8 protein-coding genes are annotated in these 14,753 nt (G+C 68.3%); 5 read left to right on the forward strand and 3 right to left on the reverse strand.

All coding sequences use genetic code 11. The features are described 5' to 3' along the window. Positions 1 to 101: 101 nt before the first annotated feature. The 3 genes from E4M01_RS13550 to E4M01_RS13560 are packed head-to-tail and all read right to left on the reverse strand — an operon-like array spanning position 102 to position 5,894. Entirely contained in the window at positions 102 to 1,424 is a 1,323-nt protein-coding gene (locus E4M01_RS13550) for a hypothetical protein (protein ID WP_135065510.1), read from the reverse strand. A gap of 14 nt (positions 1,425 to 1,438) precedes the next feature. Beyond that, complete coding sequence (locus E4M01_RS13555) at positions 1,439 to 4,492, reverse strand: TonB-dependent siderophore receptor (RefSeq protein ID WP_135065513.1); 3,054 nt, start codon at positions 4,490 to 4,492, stop codon at positions 1,439 to 1,441. A 40-nt stretch (positions 4,493 to 4,532) separates the two neighbouring features. Then, positions 4,533 to 5,894 carry a dicarboxylate/amino acid:cation symporter gene (locus E4M01_RS13560; RefSeq protein WP_135065516.1) on the reverse strand — a complete coding sequence of 454 codons (1,362 nt, stop codon included), beginning with the start codon at positions 5,892 to 5,894 and terminating at the stop codon, positions 4,533 to 4,535. A gap of 238 nt (positions 5,895 to 6,132) precedes the next feature. Between E4M01_RS13560 and E4M01_RS13565 the strand changes: the two genes are divergently transcribed. From E4M01_RS13565 to E4M01_RS13585, 5 genes are all read left to right on the forward strand, one after another. Beyond that, complete coding sequence (locus tag E4M01_RS13565) at positions 6,133 to 7,947, forward strand: ATP-binding protein (protein ID WP_135065519.1); 1,815 nt, start codon at positions 6,133 to 6,135, stop codon at positions 7,945 to 7,947. Between the two features lie 10 nt (positions 7,948 to 7,957). Next, positions 7,958 to 9,301 carry a sigma-54 dependent transcriptional regulator gene (locus E4M01_RS13570; RefSeq protein ID WP_135065522.1) on the forward strand — a complete coding sequence of 448 codons (1,344 nt, stop codon included), beginning with the start codon at positions 7,958 to 7,960 and terminating at the stop codon, positions 9,299 to 9,301. Positions 9,302 to 9,369: 68 nt separating this feature from the next. Next, positions 9,370 to 11,307, forward strand: a complete 1,938-nt coding sequence (acs, locus tag E4M01_RS13575; protein ID WP_135065525.1) for an acetate--CoA ligase — start codon at positions 9,370 to 9,372, stop codon at positions 11,305 to 11,307. Positions 11,308 to 11,462: 155 nt separating this feature from the next. Continuing rightward, positions 11,463 to 14,408: a monovalent cation/H+ antiporter subunit A gene (locus E4M01_RS13580; RefSeq protein ID WP_135065528.1), complete on the forward strand. Its 2,946-nt coding sequence runs from the start codon at positions 11,463 to 11,465 to the stop codon at positions 14,406 to 14,408. Further along, positions 14,408 to 14,752, forward strand: a complete 345-nt coding sequence (locus tag E4M01_RS13585) for a Na+/H+ antiporter subunit C (RefSeq protein WP_135065531.1) — start codon at positions 14,408 to 14,410, stop codon at positions 14,750 to 14,752. Before E4M01_RS13580 ends, E4M01_RS13585 begins: the two co-directional genes overlap by 1 nt. The last annotated feature ends 1 nt before the right edge of the window (position 14,753 follow it).

The following is a 14,753-nucleotide window of genomic DNA, read 5'->3' on the forward strand; positions in this document are numbered from 1 at the left end:
GTGGGAGCGGTTAGCGGCCAATCCAAGGCCAAACCGTTACGAAATGGTCATAGTGACCCTATGAACACACACGACGTTCCGCGAAGCTTGGCAGGAAGGTGTCAGGGCAAGCTGGGCTGGAAGTCCGCATCGAACAGACACGGCTCGCCGTAGGCGGGCGCGGCGGCCTCGCAGCGCACGGCGATCTGGACCGGCGTCGGCCGTTCGCCGGTCTCGACCCAATCCAACAGAGCGTCGAACACCGCCACGTACTGCGGTCGCGACAGACGGCTGTGCTCGCTTTCGCGGGTGAAGGTCTGGACCAGCAGATCGCCCCGTCCCGCCGCCTCGACCGTCTGGCGATAGGCGGCCGAGTGGGACACGAAAACCGTCGGATCGTCTATTCCGTGGATGGTCACCGTCGGCGCGACGATCAGGCCCGACAGGTCGGCGTCATAGGCCAGCCGCGCCAGCCCTTCAGGGTCGGCCGAAAACCGCTGCACGCCCGCGTTCAGCGCCGCGTCGTCGTGCGAGCCGACATAGACCGTGTCGCTGTTGTCGAAGGGATTGAGCCCGTCCAGCCGCTGCTGAACCATGTCCCGGAACAGGAAGGTGGCCCAGGCCAGGTGCGAGACCAGTTGGTCCTCGCCGATGCCGACCACATTCAGGATGTCGGCCAGACGCGCCTTCTGCTCGGCCGTGCGACGCGCCTCAGGCAGGCCGACGCCGGTGCACTGCTCAACCCGCTCGGCCAGCTGCGCGCGGGTCAGGCGGCTGTCCGCCGGGAGACCGCTCCACAGCGGATACTGGGTCTCGTCCGGCTTGGGGTGGTTGTTGCAGTAGAACTGATAGACCGCGCGCAGATCGGCGCGGAACGTATAGCCGCGCGTGCCGCCGGCCAGCAGGCCGCTGGTCAGGACGACGCCGTCCCAGACCACCTGGCCCTCGGCGTTGCGGGCGTAGAGCTCCGCCGCCTTGGCCGCGACGTTCCCGCCCCAGGACTGACCATGCAGGATGGTGCGCCGGGGCCGCCCCATGAAGTCCCAGACGATTTGGCGCAGCTGTTCGGTGTCCTCGGCCGCCATGCGCACGCCGTAACCGCCGCGGCGATAGGTCGAACCGGCCCAGGCGTAGCCTTCGCGCACGGTCATGGAGAACCGCTCCAGGTCTTCGACCGGGTCATCAGCCTTGGGATCGCCCGTGCGCGGACCGCCATGGGCGTGGACCACCAGCACGCCGTTCCAGTCTTCGGGCACGGCCAGCCAGTAATAGGCGCCGCTTGCCGCCCGCCCCGACCAGCAGCGCGCCCGCTGCGGAAGGGTCTCGGGACAGGCGGCCGGGGCGGGCGCGGACGCTTCAGGCGCGGTTTGGGCGACTGCTTGGGAGGGGGCGAAAGCAAGCCACGCCGCCCCCAGTATCGCTGTCGCCGAACCGAGCCTGATCATCGTCTGCTCCCTCGTCAGAACGTCTGTGAGACGTTGACGTACCAGTAGCGACCCCAAGGGCTGTGCACGGTTCCGCGGAAGCCGTTGTCGGCCAGCGGCGGACCCGAGTCCGTCAGGTCGCGCACGCCCAGACGGAGCCGCGTGTCGCTGGGGAATTCATAGTCCACATACGCGTTGTAGGTCTGGCGGGCGTCCACCTGCCAGGGGTCGCCCGACGCCCCAAGAAGGCTGGCCTGCTCGAAACCGCTGACATACTGGCTGGAGACACCCGCGCGCCACGGGCCCTTGCGCCAAGTCAGGCTGCTGTTGACCCGCCATTCCGGCCGGCCGTTCTGTCCGATCAGCTGCGATGGGTCCGGCAGGGTCGTGCCGGCGTTGATCGTGCCATTGGCGCGTGCGGCGAACAGTTCGTTGACGATGTCGCCCGGGTCGCGAGTGAAGGTCTCCAGCTTGCTGGCGTTGAAGTTGACGATGAAGGTGCCCCAGGCCGTACGCCGCTTGGTCCAGTTGACCCCGAAGTCCATGCCGCTGACCGTCTGGGGCTGGAGGTTGATGAAGCGGTCGTTGATCGAAACCACCTCTCCCGCCGGGGTCAGGCCAGTGCCTTCGAACAGCAGGATGTCTTCGGGCGTCGGCGCTCGACGATTGACCAAGGGATTGGAGCCGCCCCCGACGCGGTTCAGATAGTCCAGCGCCAGAGCCGTCTGGGCGCCCAGCAGGCCGACGATTTTCTCCTGCTCGATCCGCCAGCGATCGACCGTGATCGTCACCGAGCCGAACGAGTCGGGCAGGAAGTCAGGCTGGAAGACCAGGCCGTAGGAGCTGTTGGTGCTCTCTTCCGGCTCCAGATCCGGATTGCCGGCGACAAGCAGGGAGGCGCTGGAGGTGTTCTGCGAGCACTGGGCGAAGTTGCTGATCCGGCCGGCGCGCAGGTCAGCCTCACAGCGCACATAGTCCACGCCGCTGGCCAGACGTCCGTACTGGGTGGCGTTGGTCTGCTCCAGGTTCGGGGCGCGGAAGCCCTGCGAATAGGAGCCGCGCAGCCGCACGCCAGGAACCAGGTCCCAGGCCACAGCGATCTTGGGCTTGGCCACCGAACCGAAGTCCGAATAGTGCTCGTAGCGTCCGGCCAGCTGCACATCCAGCTGATGAACGCCCCAGATGTTCATCTCCGGCGAAACCAGCGGCACGGCGAATTCGACATAGGCCGAGAACACGTCGCGGCTCCCTGAGGTGTCGGGGTTGGGGCTGACGGCCGAGACGTTCGACGGGTTGGTCGCGCCGGTCACCATGTCCACGAAGGTGTTGGTCCCGTCCAGATTGGCGTCGCGGTCGTCCTTCTGGGTCTCGTGACGCGCTTCCAGGCCCAGAGCCACCCCGACCGGTCCGCCCGGCAGGCTGAACAGATCGCCGCGCGAAACGCGGAAGTCGGCCATGGTGAGCGTGGTGCGCGACACCCGCTTCAGGTCGAAGACGATCGCATCGATCGCCGCCTGGCTGCTGGGTGAACAGTCGCCGTAGCTGGTCGTGGCGACGCAGCCGCCGCTGAAGGGGTTGTAAGCGTCGGGCGTGGACAGGGCCAACTGCTGCTGGAGCGCGGTCATGTTGATGTTGGGCGAGCTGTCCTCGGCCTCCGCCTCGGAATAGGTCAGGGCCGATTCCCAGTCCCAGCCGTTCCATTCGCCACGCAGCCCGCCCAGCAGGCGCGCCTGATAGTTGTCGACCTTGACCACCTGGAAGCCCGTGTCGACGAAGCGGTAGTTGGTCATCAGCACCGGCAGACCGGCGGCCGGCACGCCCGTCAGGCCCGGCAGACGGTTTGGATTGGCCTGACCGTTGGCGAAGGTCACCGGGCCGAAGGGGTTGTAGTAGTTGCTGGCCGGAATCCAGATCTGGTTCAGATTGACCACCGGCGGCTGAACCGCGCGGCTGCTGGCGGCGTAGTAGCCGATCTCGCCGAAGGCCTCGACGCCCGAGCCGAGGTCGTAACGCCCGGTCGCGAACAGATTGATGCGCTCGACCGAAGGCCTCACCGTCGTCTGATAGCGCGTATCGTAGCGCATCTCGCGGTTGGTGGTGTTGAAGTTGTGATTGCCGCTGGCGATGCAGATGTCATTGCCGACGCTGACGCCGCAGCCAAAGCTGGTCGGCTGATAGCGGAAGGCCCCGGCGGTGTTGGTCACCGCCACCCCGTTCGAGCGGATCACCGGCCGCGACCCCACCGACAGGCGCGCCCACGGCGTATGCGACGAACGGCCGTCGAGGGACTGCACACCCGCAAAGTCGGGATAGTCGGCGAACAGCGGGCGCAGGTCGTCGGAGCGGGTGAAGTCCTGATCCTCGGCCCACAAGGCGGTGCGGTTCGCATAGCTGGCGAACAGCGAGATATTGCCGCGGTCGAAGTTCTTGCCGGTGAACAGGTTGAACTCGGTGTCGCGCATCTGGGTGCCTTCGGCGCCGCCGTAGCGGGCGCTCACGCTCAAGCCGTCGATGTCGGTGCGCAGGACCGTATTGACCACGCCCGCCACGGCGTCAGCGCCATAGATGGCGGCCGCACCGTCCAGCAGGACCTCGAGCCGCTCCAGCCCCGACACCGGAATGGCGTTGGAATTGTAGCTCAGCACCGGCACCGTGCCGGTGTCCGACGTGCCCTGGCTGGTCGGGTGCTGGACCAGGCGGCGGCCGTTCAGCAGCACCAGGGTGTTGCCCACGCCCAGCGAGCGCAGATTGACCGAGTTCACATCGCCCCGCGCCGAGTTGGAGGTCTGCGGATTGTTGGCGCTGTCGAACAGAACGTCGCCCATCTGCGGGATGGTGCGCAGCAGCTCGTCGCCGGTCGTGGCGCCGGTGGCGTCGATCTGCTCGCGGTCGGCCACGACCACCGGCAGGGCGGCGGTGGTGCGCGCACCGCGGATGTTGGTGCCGACCACGACGATGTCCTCCACCGTCGTGGGCTGGTTCGGATCGACCGGCGCGGTCTCAGGCTGGGCCTGGGCCAGGGCCGGCGCGGCCATCATCAGGACGGCGGCCGAGGTCGTGACGCCCCACAGGGCCTTGCGAATGTTCATGGTGTCCTCCTCCCAGTCTTTTTCTTGTCTCTTGGGTTCGTCAGTCGGCGGTGATCGCCGTGTCGTCGCCCGGCCCGGCGGCCGGATCGGGTTGAGCCGCCAGGGGCTTGGGCCCCTTGGCCAGGGCCGCGCGCATCTGTTCGCGGTCCAGCTCGCCCTCCCAGCGCGCCACCACCAGGGTGGCGACGGCGTTGCCGATGAAGTTGGTCAGGGCCCGGCACTCGCTCATGAAGCGGTCGATGCCCAGGATCAGGGCCATGCCGGCCACCGGCACCGTCGGCACCACCGACAGGGTGGCCGCCAGGGTGATGAAGCCGGCGCCCGTGATGCCCGCCGCGCCCTTGGAGCTGAGCATGGCCACCAGCAGCAGCAGCACCTGCTGCTCCAGCGTCAGGGGAATGTTCAGCGCCTGGGCGATGAACAGGGCCGCCATGGTCATGTAGATGTTGGTGCCGTCCAGATTGAACGAATAGCCGGTGGGGACCACCAGGCCGACGACCGACTTGGAGGCGCCCGCCTTCTCCATCTTGGAGATCAGGCTGGGAAGGGCCGCTTCGGAGCTGGAGGTGCCGAGCACCAGCAGCAGCTCCTCCTTCAGATAGCGGATCAGGGCGAAGATCGAGAAGCCGTTGAACCAGGCCACCAGGCCCAGGATGCCTAGCACGAAGATCAGCGAGGTCAGGTAGAAGGTGGCGATCAGCGCCGCCAGATTGGCGATCGATGAAATGCCATAGGCTCCGATGGTGAAGGCAAAGGCGCCGAACGCCCCGATCGGCGCCGCCCGCATCAGGATGCCGACCAGCTTGAAGAAGGCGGCGCTGGCCGATTCCAGGAAGGTCAGCACCGGCTTGCCCATGTCGCCCACCATGGCCAAGGCGATGCCGAACAGAATCGAGACGAACAGCACCTGAAGGATGTTGCCCGTCGAGAAGGCGCTGACGACCGTGTCGGGGATCACGCTCATCAGGAAGCCGACCATGGTCGTCTCGTGGGCGGCCTGGGCGTATTGCGCGACCGCGCCCGTGTCCAAGCTGGCCGGATCAATGTTCAGCCCCCGGCCGGGCTGGACCACATTGGCCACAATGAGTCCGACGATCAGCGCCAGGGTCGAGAAGAACAGGAAATAGGCGAAGGCCTTGGCCGCCACCCGGCCGACACGGCCGATGTCGCGCATGCCGGCGATGCCGGTGACGATGGTCAGGAAGATCACCGGAGCGATGATCATCTTCACCAGCTTGATGAAGGCGTCGCCCAGCGGCTTCAGGCTCTCGCCGAACGTCGGATAGAAATGCCCGATCAGCCCGCCCGCGATGATGGCCAGCACGACCTGGAAGTACAGCTGGGTGTAGAACGGTTTGCGCACGGGCGCGGCGCCGGCGGCTGCGGGGGGCGAGGCGATCAAGCTGTCACAGGCTCCGTTAGGCGAGCCGAGCTCGCGGTTTCCTCGTCGGCGCGCTCTGCGTCGCGTCCTGCGGCCACTCTGCCGTCACGCCAAGCCGACAACCATGTGTGCTAGGCGATATGCTAATGCATTGAAATAACGGATTTATTTATGCGACGCGCGTGGGCGCCTGGGCATTTCGTGCGGAATTTCGCCATGATCTCTGGCGTCGGCGTGCGATTTTTCGCACAAATGGCGAATGGGCATCCGGGTTAGAGGTCGAGTCGCAGAATGGGGGCTTTACGCCCTGGCCGCCCTGGCGCTCGCCGTCGCGGCGGCGGCGGGCGCGGGGGAAGCGGCGCGGCGTCAGGCCCAGGCCGAACTGGCCCGTCAGGCGCAGGCCGGGGCGCTGCTGCACGCCGCCGTGCTGCGCAGCGAGCTGGACAAGCAGCGCTCCCTTCCGCTGGTGCTGGCGACCGACGCCGACGTCGCGCGGCTGCTGTCGGACGGCGGCGACGCCGAAGCCATCAATGCGCGGCTTGAGACCCTGGCCGATCAGGCGCGCGCGGCCGCCGTCTATGTCATCGACGCGCAGGGGATCACCCGCGCCGCCAGCAACTGGCGCCGACCCGACAGTTTCGTCGGCGCCGACTACGGCTTCAGGCCCTATTTCGTCGGCGCGGTGCGCGACGGCTCTGCCGAGTTCTTCGCCCTGGGCACCGTCAGCGGACGACCCGGCCTGTATCTCTCCCGCCGCGTGGTCGAGCCGGGCGGGCGCGTGCTGGGCGTCGTCGTGGTCAAGGTCGAGTTCGACGCCCTGGAGGCTGAGTGGCGGGCCTCGGGCGAACCGGCCTGGGTGGCGGACCCCGGCGGCGTGGTGCTGATCACCAGCATGCCGGACTGGCGCTTCCGCACGCTGGGACCGCTGGACGAGGCGCGGCGCCGCCTGACCTTGATCGACCAGACCCTGTCGCCCGAGGCGCTGCGCCCCCTGCCCTTTCGCACGCCCCCGGGGCCCGAGCCGGCCCTGATGCGCGCGACGATCCAGGGCGGCTCCGGTCCCTGGATGCACGCCGAGACCGGCACAGCCACGCCCGGCTGGACCTTGCACCTCCTGGCGCCGTCGCGCGGCGCCATCGAATCGGCGGTGGCCCTGTGGCGTACGGTGGCGGTGCTGCTGGTCGCGCTTCTGGCCGGGATCGGCGCCCTGATGATCCGCAGTCGCCAGCAGGCCCAGGAAAAGACCCGGCGCGAGGAGGCTCAGCGCCTAGATCTGGAGCGGCGCATCGCCGACCGCACCGCCGCGCTGCGCCAGGCCAACGCCGCCCTCAGCGCCGAGATCGACGAGCGCCGCCGCGCCGAGGCCAGCCGCGAATTGCTGCGCGACGAACTGGTGCAGGCCAGCAAGCTGGCCGCCCTGGGTCAGATCGTCGCCGGCGTGGCGCACGAGATCAATCAGCCGGTCGCCGCCATCATGACCCAGGCCGAAACGACCGAGGCCTATCTGGAGCGCGGCGAGCCCGCGCCCGCCCGTCGCGCCCTGGCCCGCATCGGCGAACTGACGGCGCGGATCGGCGCGATCACCGAGGCGCTTCGGGTCTTCTCGCGCAAGTCTGAACCACGTCTCGCGGCGGTCGATCTGAAGGAGGCGGTGGACGGCGCCCTGCTGCTGGTCGGCGGACGCCTGCGCCAGGGCGGGGTGGCGCTGACGTTGCAGGGACTGGAGCCCGGCCTGCGCGTCCAGGCCGACAAGTTCAGGCTTGAACAGGTCGTGGTCAACCTGGCCAAGAACGCCGCCGAGGCGATGCAGGGCCGGCCGCTGCCCACGCTGATCCTGGCCGCGAAACGCGCCGGCGACTGGATCGAACTACGGGTGACGGACACCGGGCCGGGGCTGGACGCGGCGATCCGCGAGCAGTTGTTCACTCCCTTTGTCACCAGCAAGTCCAACGGCCTGGGGCTGGGGCTGGTGATCTGCCGCGACATCATCGCCGGCTTCGGCGGCCAGCTGGATCTGGCGGAGTCGGGCGGCGACGGCGCGGTCTTCGTCATCCGCCTTAAGGCGGCGACATGAGGGCCGCGTGATGCAGTTTCCCGCCCTCCACGCTGTCGCCCTGATCGAGGACGACGTCGACTTCCGCGAAGCCCTGGTCGAGCGGCTGACGCTGGAAGGCCTGGACGTGCGCGCCTTCGCCTCGGCCGAGGCGGGGCTGAAAGGCGTCGAGCCCGACTTTCCCGGCGTGGTCGTCACCGATCTGCGGATGCCGCACATGGACGGCCGCCAGTTGCTGGACCGGCTGCAGGCGGACGATCCCGCCCTGCCGGTCATCCTGATCACCGGCCACGGCGACGTCGCCGATGCGGTCGCCGCCATGCGCGCCGGCGCTTACGATTTCGTGGCCAAGCCCTTCCCGTTCGAGCGTCTGATGGACAGCCTGCGTCGGGCGCTGGAGAAGCGGGCCCTGGTGCTGGACAATCGACGTCTGGCGGTCCTGGCCGCCGACGGGGCGGTCGAGACCCCCTTGATGGGCGACAGCGCGGTCATCCGCCAGCTGCGCGCCACCCTGGCCCAGATCGCCGACGCCCGCATGGATGTGCTGATCGAGGGCGAAACCGGGGTGGGCAAGGAGTCCGTGGCCCGCTCGCTGCACAATGCGGGACGCCGCCGCCCCCATCCCTTCGTCGCGGTGAACTGCGGCGCCCTGCCTGAAGGTCTGATCGAGAGCGAGATGTTCGGCCACGAGCTGGGGGCCTTCGCCGGCGCCCTGCGCCGCCGCATCGGCCACGTCGAGCGCGCCCACAACGGCTCGCTGTTCCTGGACCAGATCGAAAGCATGCCGCTGGACGTGCAGGTCAAGATGTTGCGCGTGGTCGAAGAGCGCGAGATCCAGCCCATCGGCGCCGGCGAGCCGCGCGTGCTGGACCTGCGCATCCTGGCCTCTGCGCGCGGCGACCTGAGCCAGGCGGTTCAGGACGGGGCGTTCCGCGAAGACCTGTACTATCGCCTGAACGTGGTGCGCCTGCGCGTGCCGCCCCTCAGGGAGCGGCGCGAGGACATCCCCCTGCTGTTCGCCCGTTTGCTGGAGCGCGCGGGCGCCGAGGCCGAGCAACGACCTGTCCTGACCGACCGGGCGCGCCGTCACCTGATCGAGCACGACTGGCCGGGCAACATCCGCGAACTGGCCCACTACGCCCAGCGCTTCACCCTGGGCCTGGAAGACGAGCCCGCCGCATCGGTCGCCCCCGACGACGGCCTGGGCTTGTCGGATCGCGTCGCCCGCTTCGAGGCCGAGGTGCTGCGCGAGACGCTGCAAGCCTGCGGCGGCGACATCCCCGCCGTACTGGATCGCCTGCGCCTGCCGCGCAAGACCCTGTACGACAAACTGGCCCGCCACGGCCTGAAGCCAGCCGATTTTCGCCTCGACTGAGCAAGGGCGCTGGACCTGACAGCGCGGCTGATGTTGGCTTGGCCAGTAGTTTGATCGAAGGAGCGCCCATGCCCCCCGAGCGTGAAATCTATCCCGTCGATCCGGCGATCGCGGCGGGGGCGCACATGGACCGCGACGCCTATCAGACCGCCCGCAAGGCGGCGCGCGAGACGCCCGAGGCCTTCTGGGCCGAGAAGGCCCGGCGGCTGGACTGGATCACGCCGCCGACCAGGATCAAGGACGTCTCCTTCGACAAGGCCGACTTCCACATCCGCTGGTTCGAGGACGGCGTGCTGAACGTCTCGGCCAACTGCATCGACCGCCACCTGCCCCAGCGCCGCGACGAGACCGCCATAGTCTGGGAGGGCGACGATCCCGCCGACAGCCGACGCATCACCTATGGCGAACTGCACGCCGAGGTCTGCCGCATGGCCAATGTCATGAAGGCCCATGGGGTGAAGAAGGGCGACCGCGTCACCCTGTATCTGCCGATGATCCCGGAGGCGGCCTACGCCATGCTGGCCTGCGCGCGGATCGGCGCGGTGCATTCGGTCGTGTTCGGCGGCTTCTCGCACGACAGCCTGTGCGGGCGGATCGAGGACTGCCAGTCGCGCCTGGTCATCACCGCCGACGAGGGGCTGCGCGGCGGCAAGACCATTCCGCTGAAGGCCAATGTCGATGCGGCTCTGGAAAAGGTTTCGGTGGACACCGTCCTGGTCATCCGGCGCACCGGCGCGGACGTGCCGATGATAGGGGGCCGAGACGTCGACTATTCCGCCGCCGCCGCCAAGGTCGAGGCCGACTGCCCGCCCGAGCCGATGAACGCCGAGGATCCGCTGTTCATCCTCTACACTTCGGGCTCGACGGGCAAACCCAAGGGGGTGCTGCACACCACCGGCGGCTATCTGTTCTGGGCGTCATGGACGCACGAGATCGTCTTCGACCACCGCGCGGGCGAGCTGTTCTGGTGCACCGCCGACGTGGGCTGGGTGACGGGCCACAGCTATGTCGTCTATGGCCCGCTGGCCAACGGCGGGGCGACGCTCATGTTCGAGGGCGTGCCCAACTATCCGACCGTCAGCCGCTTCTGGCAGGTGGTGGACAAGCACAAGGTCGATGTCTTCTACACCGCACCCACGGCCCTGCGCGCCCTGATGCGCGAGGGCGACGCCCCGGTGCGCGAGACCAGCCGCCAGTCGCTGCGTCTGCTGGGCACGGTGGGCGAACCGATCAATCCCGAGGCCTGGCGCTGGTATCACGAGGTGGTGGGCGACGGCCGCCTGCCCATCGTCGACACCTGGTGGCAGACCGAGACGGGCGGCATCCTGGTCTCGCCCCTGCCGGGCGCGACGGACCTGAAACCCGGATCGGCGACCAAGCCCCTGCCGGGGGTCGAGCTTCAGCTGGTCGACGCCGAGGGCCAGGTGCTGGACCGGGCGGCGTCCGGCAATCTGGTCATCACCGACAGCTGGCCCGGCCAGATGCGCACCGTCTATGGCGATCCGCAGCGCTTCTTTGACACCTATTTCTCGACCTATCCGGGTAAGTATTTCACCGGCGACGGCTGTCGCCGCGACGCGGACGGCTACTACTGGATCACCGGCCGGGTGGACGACGTCATCAATGTGTCGGGCCATCGCATGGGCACCGCCGAGGTCGAGAGCGCCCTGGTGCTGCACGACGACGTGGCCGAGGCGGCGGTCGTCGGCTTCCCTCACGACATCAAGGGCCAGGGCATCTACGCCTATGTCACCCTCAACGCCGGGGTCGAGCCGAACGAGGACCTGCGTAAGGCCCTGGTCGCCCATGTGCGCAAGGAGATCGGGCCGATCGCAGCGCCCGACGTGATCCAGTGGGCGCCGGGCCTGCCAAAGACGCGGTCGGGCAAGATCATGCGCCGGATTCTGCGCAAGATCGCCGAAAACGACATCGGCGCCCTGGGCGACACCTCCACCCTGGCCGACCCCGCGGTCGTCGACGATCTGGTGCGAAACCGGGCGAGCTGACGCCGCCTGCGACAAAGTTTCAGCCCAAGAGCGCGATTATCACGAAAATTCAATGTGCGCCGCGCGGCGCCTGCGGTTAAGGTGCAGCTGAAGCCACCGTCGCGTTCGCGCGGCCCGGCCTCTCCTTCATTTCTTATCGGAGATCGCCCCGCCGCATGCCGCCTGGCGTCTTAATCCTGACGACCGCGCTCCTGCCCTTCGTCGGCGCGGTTCTGGCCGCCTTCCTGCCCACGCGAGCACGCAACCTGGCGGCCGCACTGGCGTGGGCGGTGTCTCTGATCGGCGTCGGCTGCGTCATCGCCCTGTTCCCCTCCACGGCGAACAACGGCGTGGTCCATCAGATCATTCCGTGGATCCCCAGCCTGGGGCTGGAGCTGAACTTCCGCATGGACGGCCTGTCGTGGCTGTTCTCGCTGCTGGTGCTGGGCATCGGCGCGCTCGTCGTTCTGTACGCCCGCTACTACATGTCGGCCGAGGATCCGGTCCCGCGCTTCTTCTCCTTCCTGCTGGCCTTCATGGGCGCCATGCAGGGCATGGTCCTGTCGGGCAACATCATCCAGTTGGTGGTGTTCTGGGAGCTGACCAGCCTCTTCTCCTTCCTGCTGATCGGCTACTGGCACCACAACGCCTCGGCCCGCGACGGCGCGCGCATGGCGCTGACGGTGACCGCCGGCGGCGGGCTTTGCCTGCTGGCGGGCATGGCGGTGCTGGGCCGCATCGTCGGCAGCTATGACCTGGACGTGGTCCTGGCGTCCGGCGACGTCATCAAGGCCAGCGGCCTGTATCTGCCGGCGCTGCTGCTGATCCTGGCCGGCGCCCTGACCAAGAGCGCGCAGTTCCCGTTCCACTTCTGGCTGCCGCGCGCCATGGCCGCGCCGACGCCGGTCAGCGCCTATCTGCACTCGGCCACCATGGTGAAGGCGGGCGTCTTCCTGCTGATGCTGCTGTGGCCGGTGATGTCGGGCACGGACGCCTGGTACGTCATCGTCTGCACCGCCGGCATGGCCACCCTGCTGATCGGCGCCTGGAGCGCGATCTTCCAGCACGATCTCAAGGGCCTGCTGGCCTATTCGACCATCAGCCATCTGGGACTGATCGTCCTGCTGCTGGGTCTGGGCAGTCCGCTGGCGGCGGTCGCGGCCATCTTCCACACGGTCAACCACGCCATCTTCAAGGCCTCGCTGTTCATGGCGGCGGGCGTCATCGACCACGAGACCGGCACGCGCGATCTGCGCAAGCTGTCGGGCCTGCGCAAGGCCATGCCGATCACGGCCGTCCTGGCCATCGTCGCCGCCGCGGCCATGGCGGGCGTGCCTCTGCTGAACGGCTTCCTGTCCAAGGAGATGTTCCTGGCCGAGGCGGTCGCCCAGTCCGGCGGTCGCCACCTGAACCTGGCCCTGCCGGTGCTCGCCACCCTGGCCAGCGCCTTCAGCGTTCTCTACTCCCTGCGCTTCATCCACCAGGTCTTCTTCGGCCCGCCCGCGACCGACCTGCCCAAGGCCCCGCACGAGCCGCCGCGCTGGATGCGCTTCCCGATCGAGCTGCTGGTCGCCCTGTGCGTCATCATCGGCATGATCCCGGGGCGCACCATCGGGCCGTATCTGTCCTCGGCCGTCGAGGCGGTTCTGGGCGAGCGAACGCCCTATTACAGCCTGGCGGTCTGGCACGGGCTGAACCTGCCGCTGCTGATGAGCGTGCTGGCCCTGATCGGCGGGGTCGTGGCCTATGTGCTGTTCCGGCGCTCGATCAACGTCAATCCGCGCGGCGGCCCGTGGCTGTTCTCGCGGTTCAACGGCGGCCGGATGTTCGAGGCCAGCATGGACAATCTGGTCCGCGCCTCTCGCTTCGTGGAGCGTCGCCTGGGCGCGGCGCGGATGCAGCCGCGGCTTCGCGGCCTGATCCTGACGGTGCTGCTGGCCGCCGGCCTGGTCGGCGCCGGGCGCGGCCTGGGCTTCTCCATGTGGGGGGCGCAGACCACGCCGCTGGATCCGGGCTTCCTGATCCTGTGGATCGTCGGCACCGCCTGCGCCATCGGCGCGGCCTGGCAGGCCAAATATCACCGCCTGGCCTCCGTGGTGCTGATGGGCGGCGCGGGCCTGGCCAGCTGCCTCAGCTTCGTGTGGCTGTCGGCGCCCGACCTCGCCACCACTCAGCTGCTGGTCGAGATCGTGACGACCGTCCTGCTGCTGCTCGGCCTGCGCTGGCTGCCCAAGCGGCTGGAGGCGCTGCGCGGTTCGCCGCAGCAGGAGGCCCAGGGCCGCCGTCGGCGTCTGGTCGATCTCGGCATCGCCTCGGCCGTCGGCGCCGGGGTCTCGGCGCTGGCCTATGCGGTCATGACCCGCCCGGCCCCGGCGGACGGCGTCTCGCGCTATTTCGTCGAAAACGTCTATGAGCTGGCCGGCGGGCGCAACATCGTCAACGTGCTGCTCGTCGACTTCCGCGCCTTCGACACCCTGGGCGAAATCGCCGTCCTGGGCGTGGTGGGCCTGACCGTCTGGGCGCTGCTGCGCCGCTTCCGGCCGGCGCCCGACAGCCTGGGCGCGCCGGCTCAGCAGCTTTCCCAGAACGCCCGCGACCGACGTCGCGAGAAAATGAAGGTCGGCGACACGCTGGAAGAAACGATGCTGATCCCGCGCGTGGTGATGAAGTGGCTGTTCCCCTTCATCATCCTGCTGGCGCTGCACCTGTTCCTGCGCGGGCATGACCTGCCGGGCGGAGGCTTCGCCGCCGGGGTCGCCCTGTCGATCGCCTTCATCCTTCAGTACATGAGCTCCGGCGCCCGATGGGTGGAGGAGCGACTGCGTATCCGGCCGATGATCTGGATCGGCTCGGGCCTGCTGATCGCAGCCTTCACCGGCATTGCGTCCTGGTTCTTCGGCTATCCCTTCCTGACCTCCTACTTCCAGTATGCGGAGCTGCCCTTGATCGGCCGCCTGCCGATGGCCAGCGCCCTGGTGTTCGATCTGGGTGTGGTCTTCCTGGTGCTGGGCTCGACGGTGCTGATGCTGATCGCCTTGGCGCACCAGTCGCTGCGCAAGCCCCGTCAGCCGGATCCCGAGGTCGATCAGGGCATCGACGACGCCGCGGGAGACATCGGCTGATGGAACTGGTTCTCGCTCTCGGCATCGGCGTTCTGGTCGCCTCCGGCACGTGGCTGCTTCTGCGTCCGCGCACCTTCCAGGTCATCATCGGCCTGTCGCTGATGGCCTATGCGGTCAATCTGTTCATCTTCGCCATGGGTCGGCTGCGGCTGGGCGCCCCGCCCGTGCTGGAGAACAATTATGCGAACAATCCGGCGCTCTACGACGACCCCCTGCCCCAGGCCCTGGTCCTGACAGCCATCGTCATCTCGTTCGCGCTGACGGCCCTGTTCCTTGTGGTTCTGCTGGCGGCGCGCGGTGCGACCGGCACGGACCATGTCGACGGCAAGGAGCCCGAACGTTGAG

This window comes from Brevundimonas sp. MF30-B (assembly GCF_004683885.1).
Classification (GTDB): domain Bacteria; phylum Pseudomonadota; class Alphaproteobacteria; order Caulobacterales; family Caulobacteraceae; genus Brevundimonas.

What these genes read in the sequence shown, in the direction of transcription:
- E4M01_RS13585 (WP_135065531.1), top strand. Translation starts at nt 14,408, where the DNA reads ATGGAACTGGTTCTCGCTCTCGGCATCGGCGTTCTGGTCGCCTCCGGC.
- acs (WP_135065525.1), top strand. Translation starts at nt 9,370, where the DNA reads ATGCCCCCCGAGCGTGAAATCTATCCCGTCGATCCGGCGATCGCGGCG.
- E4M01_RS13555 (WP_135065513.1), bottom strand. Translation starts at nt 4,492, where the DNA reads ATGAACATTCGCAAGGCCCTGTGGGGCGTCACGACCTCGGCCGCCGTC.
- E4M01_RS13570 (WP_135065522.1), top strand. Translation starts at nt 7,958, where the DNA reads ATGCAGTTTCCCGCCCTCCACGCTGTCGCCCTGATCGAGGACGACGTC.
- E4M01_RS13550 (WP_135065510.1), bottom strand. Translation starts at nt 1,424, where the DNA reads ATGATCAGGCTCGGTTCGGCGACAGCGATACTGGGGGCGGCGTGGCTT.
- E4M01_RS13580 (WP_135065528.1), top strand. Translation starts at nt 11,463, where the DNA reads ATGCCGCCTGGCGTCTTAATCCTGACGACCGCGCTCCTGCCCTTCGTC.
- E4M01_RS13565 (WP_135065519.1), top strand. Translation starts at nt 6,133, where the DNA reads ATGGGCATCCGGGTTAGAGGTCGAGTCGCAGAATGGGGGCTTTACGCC.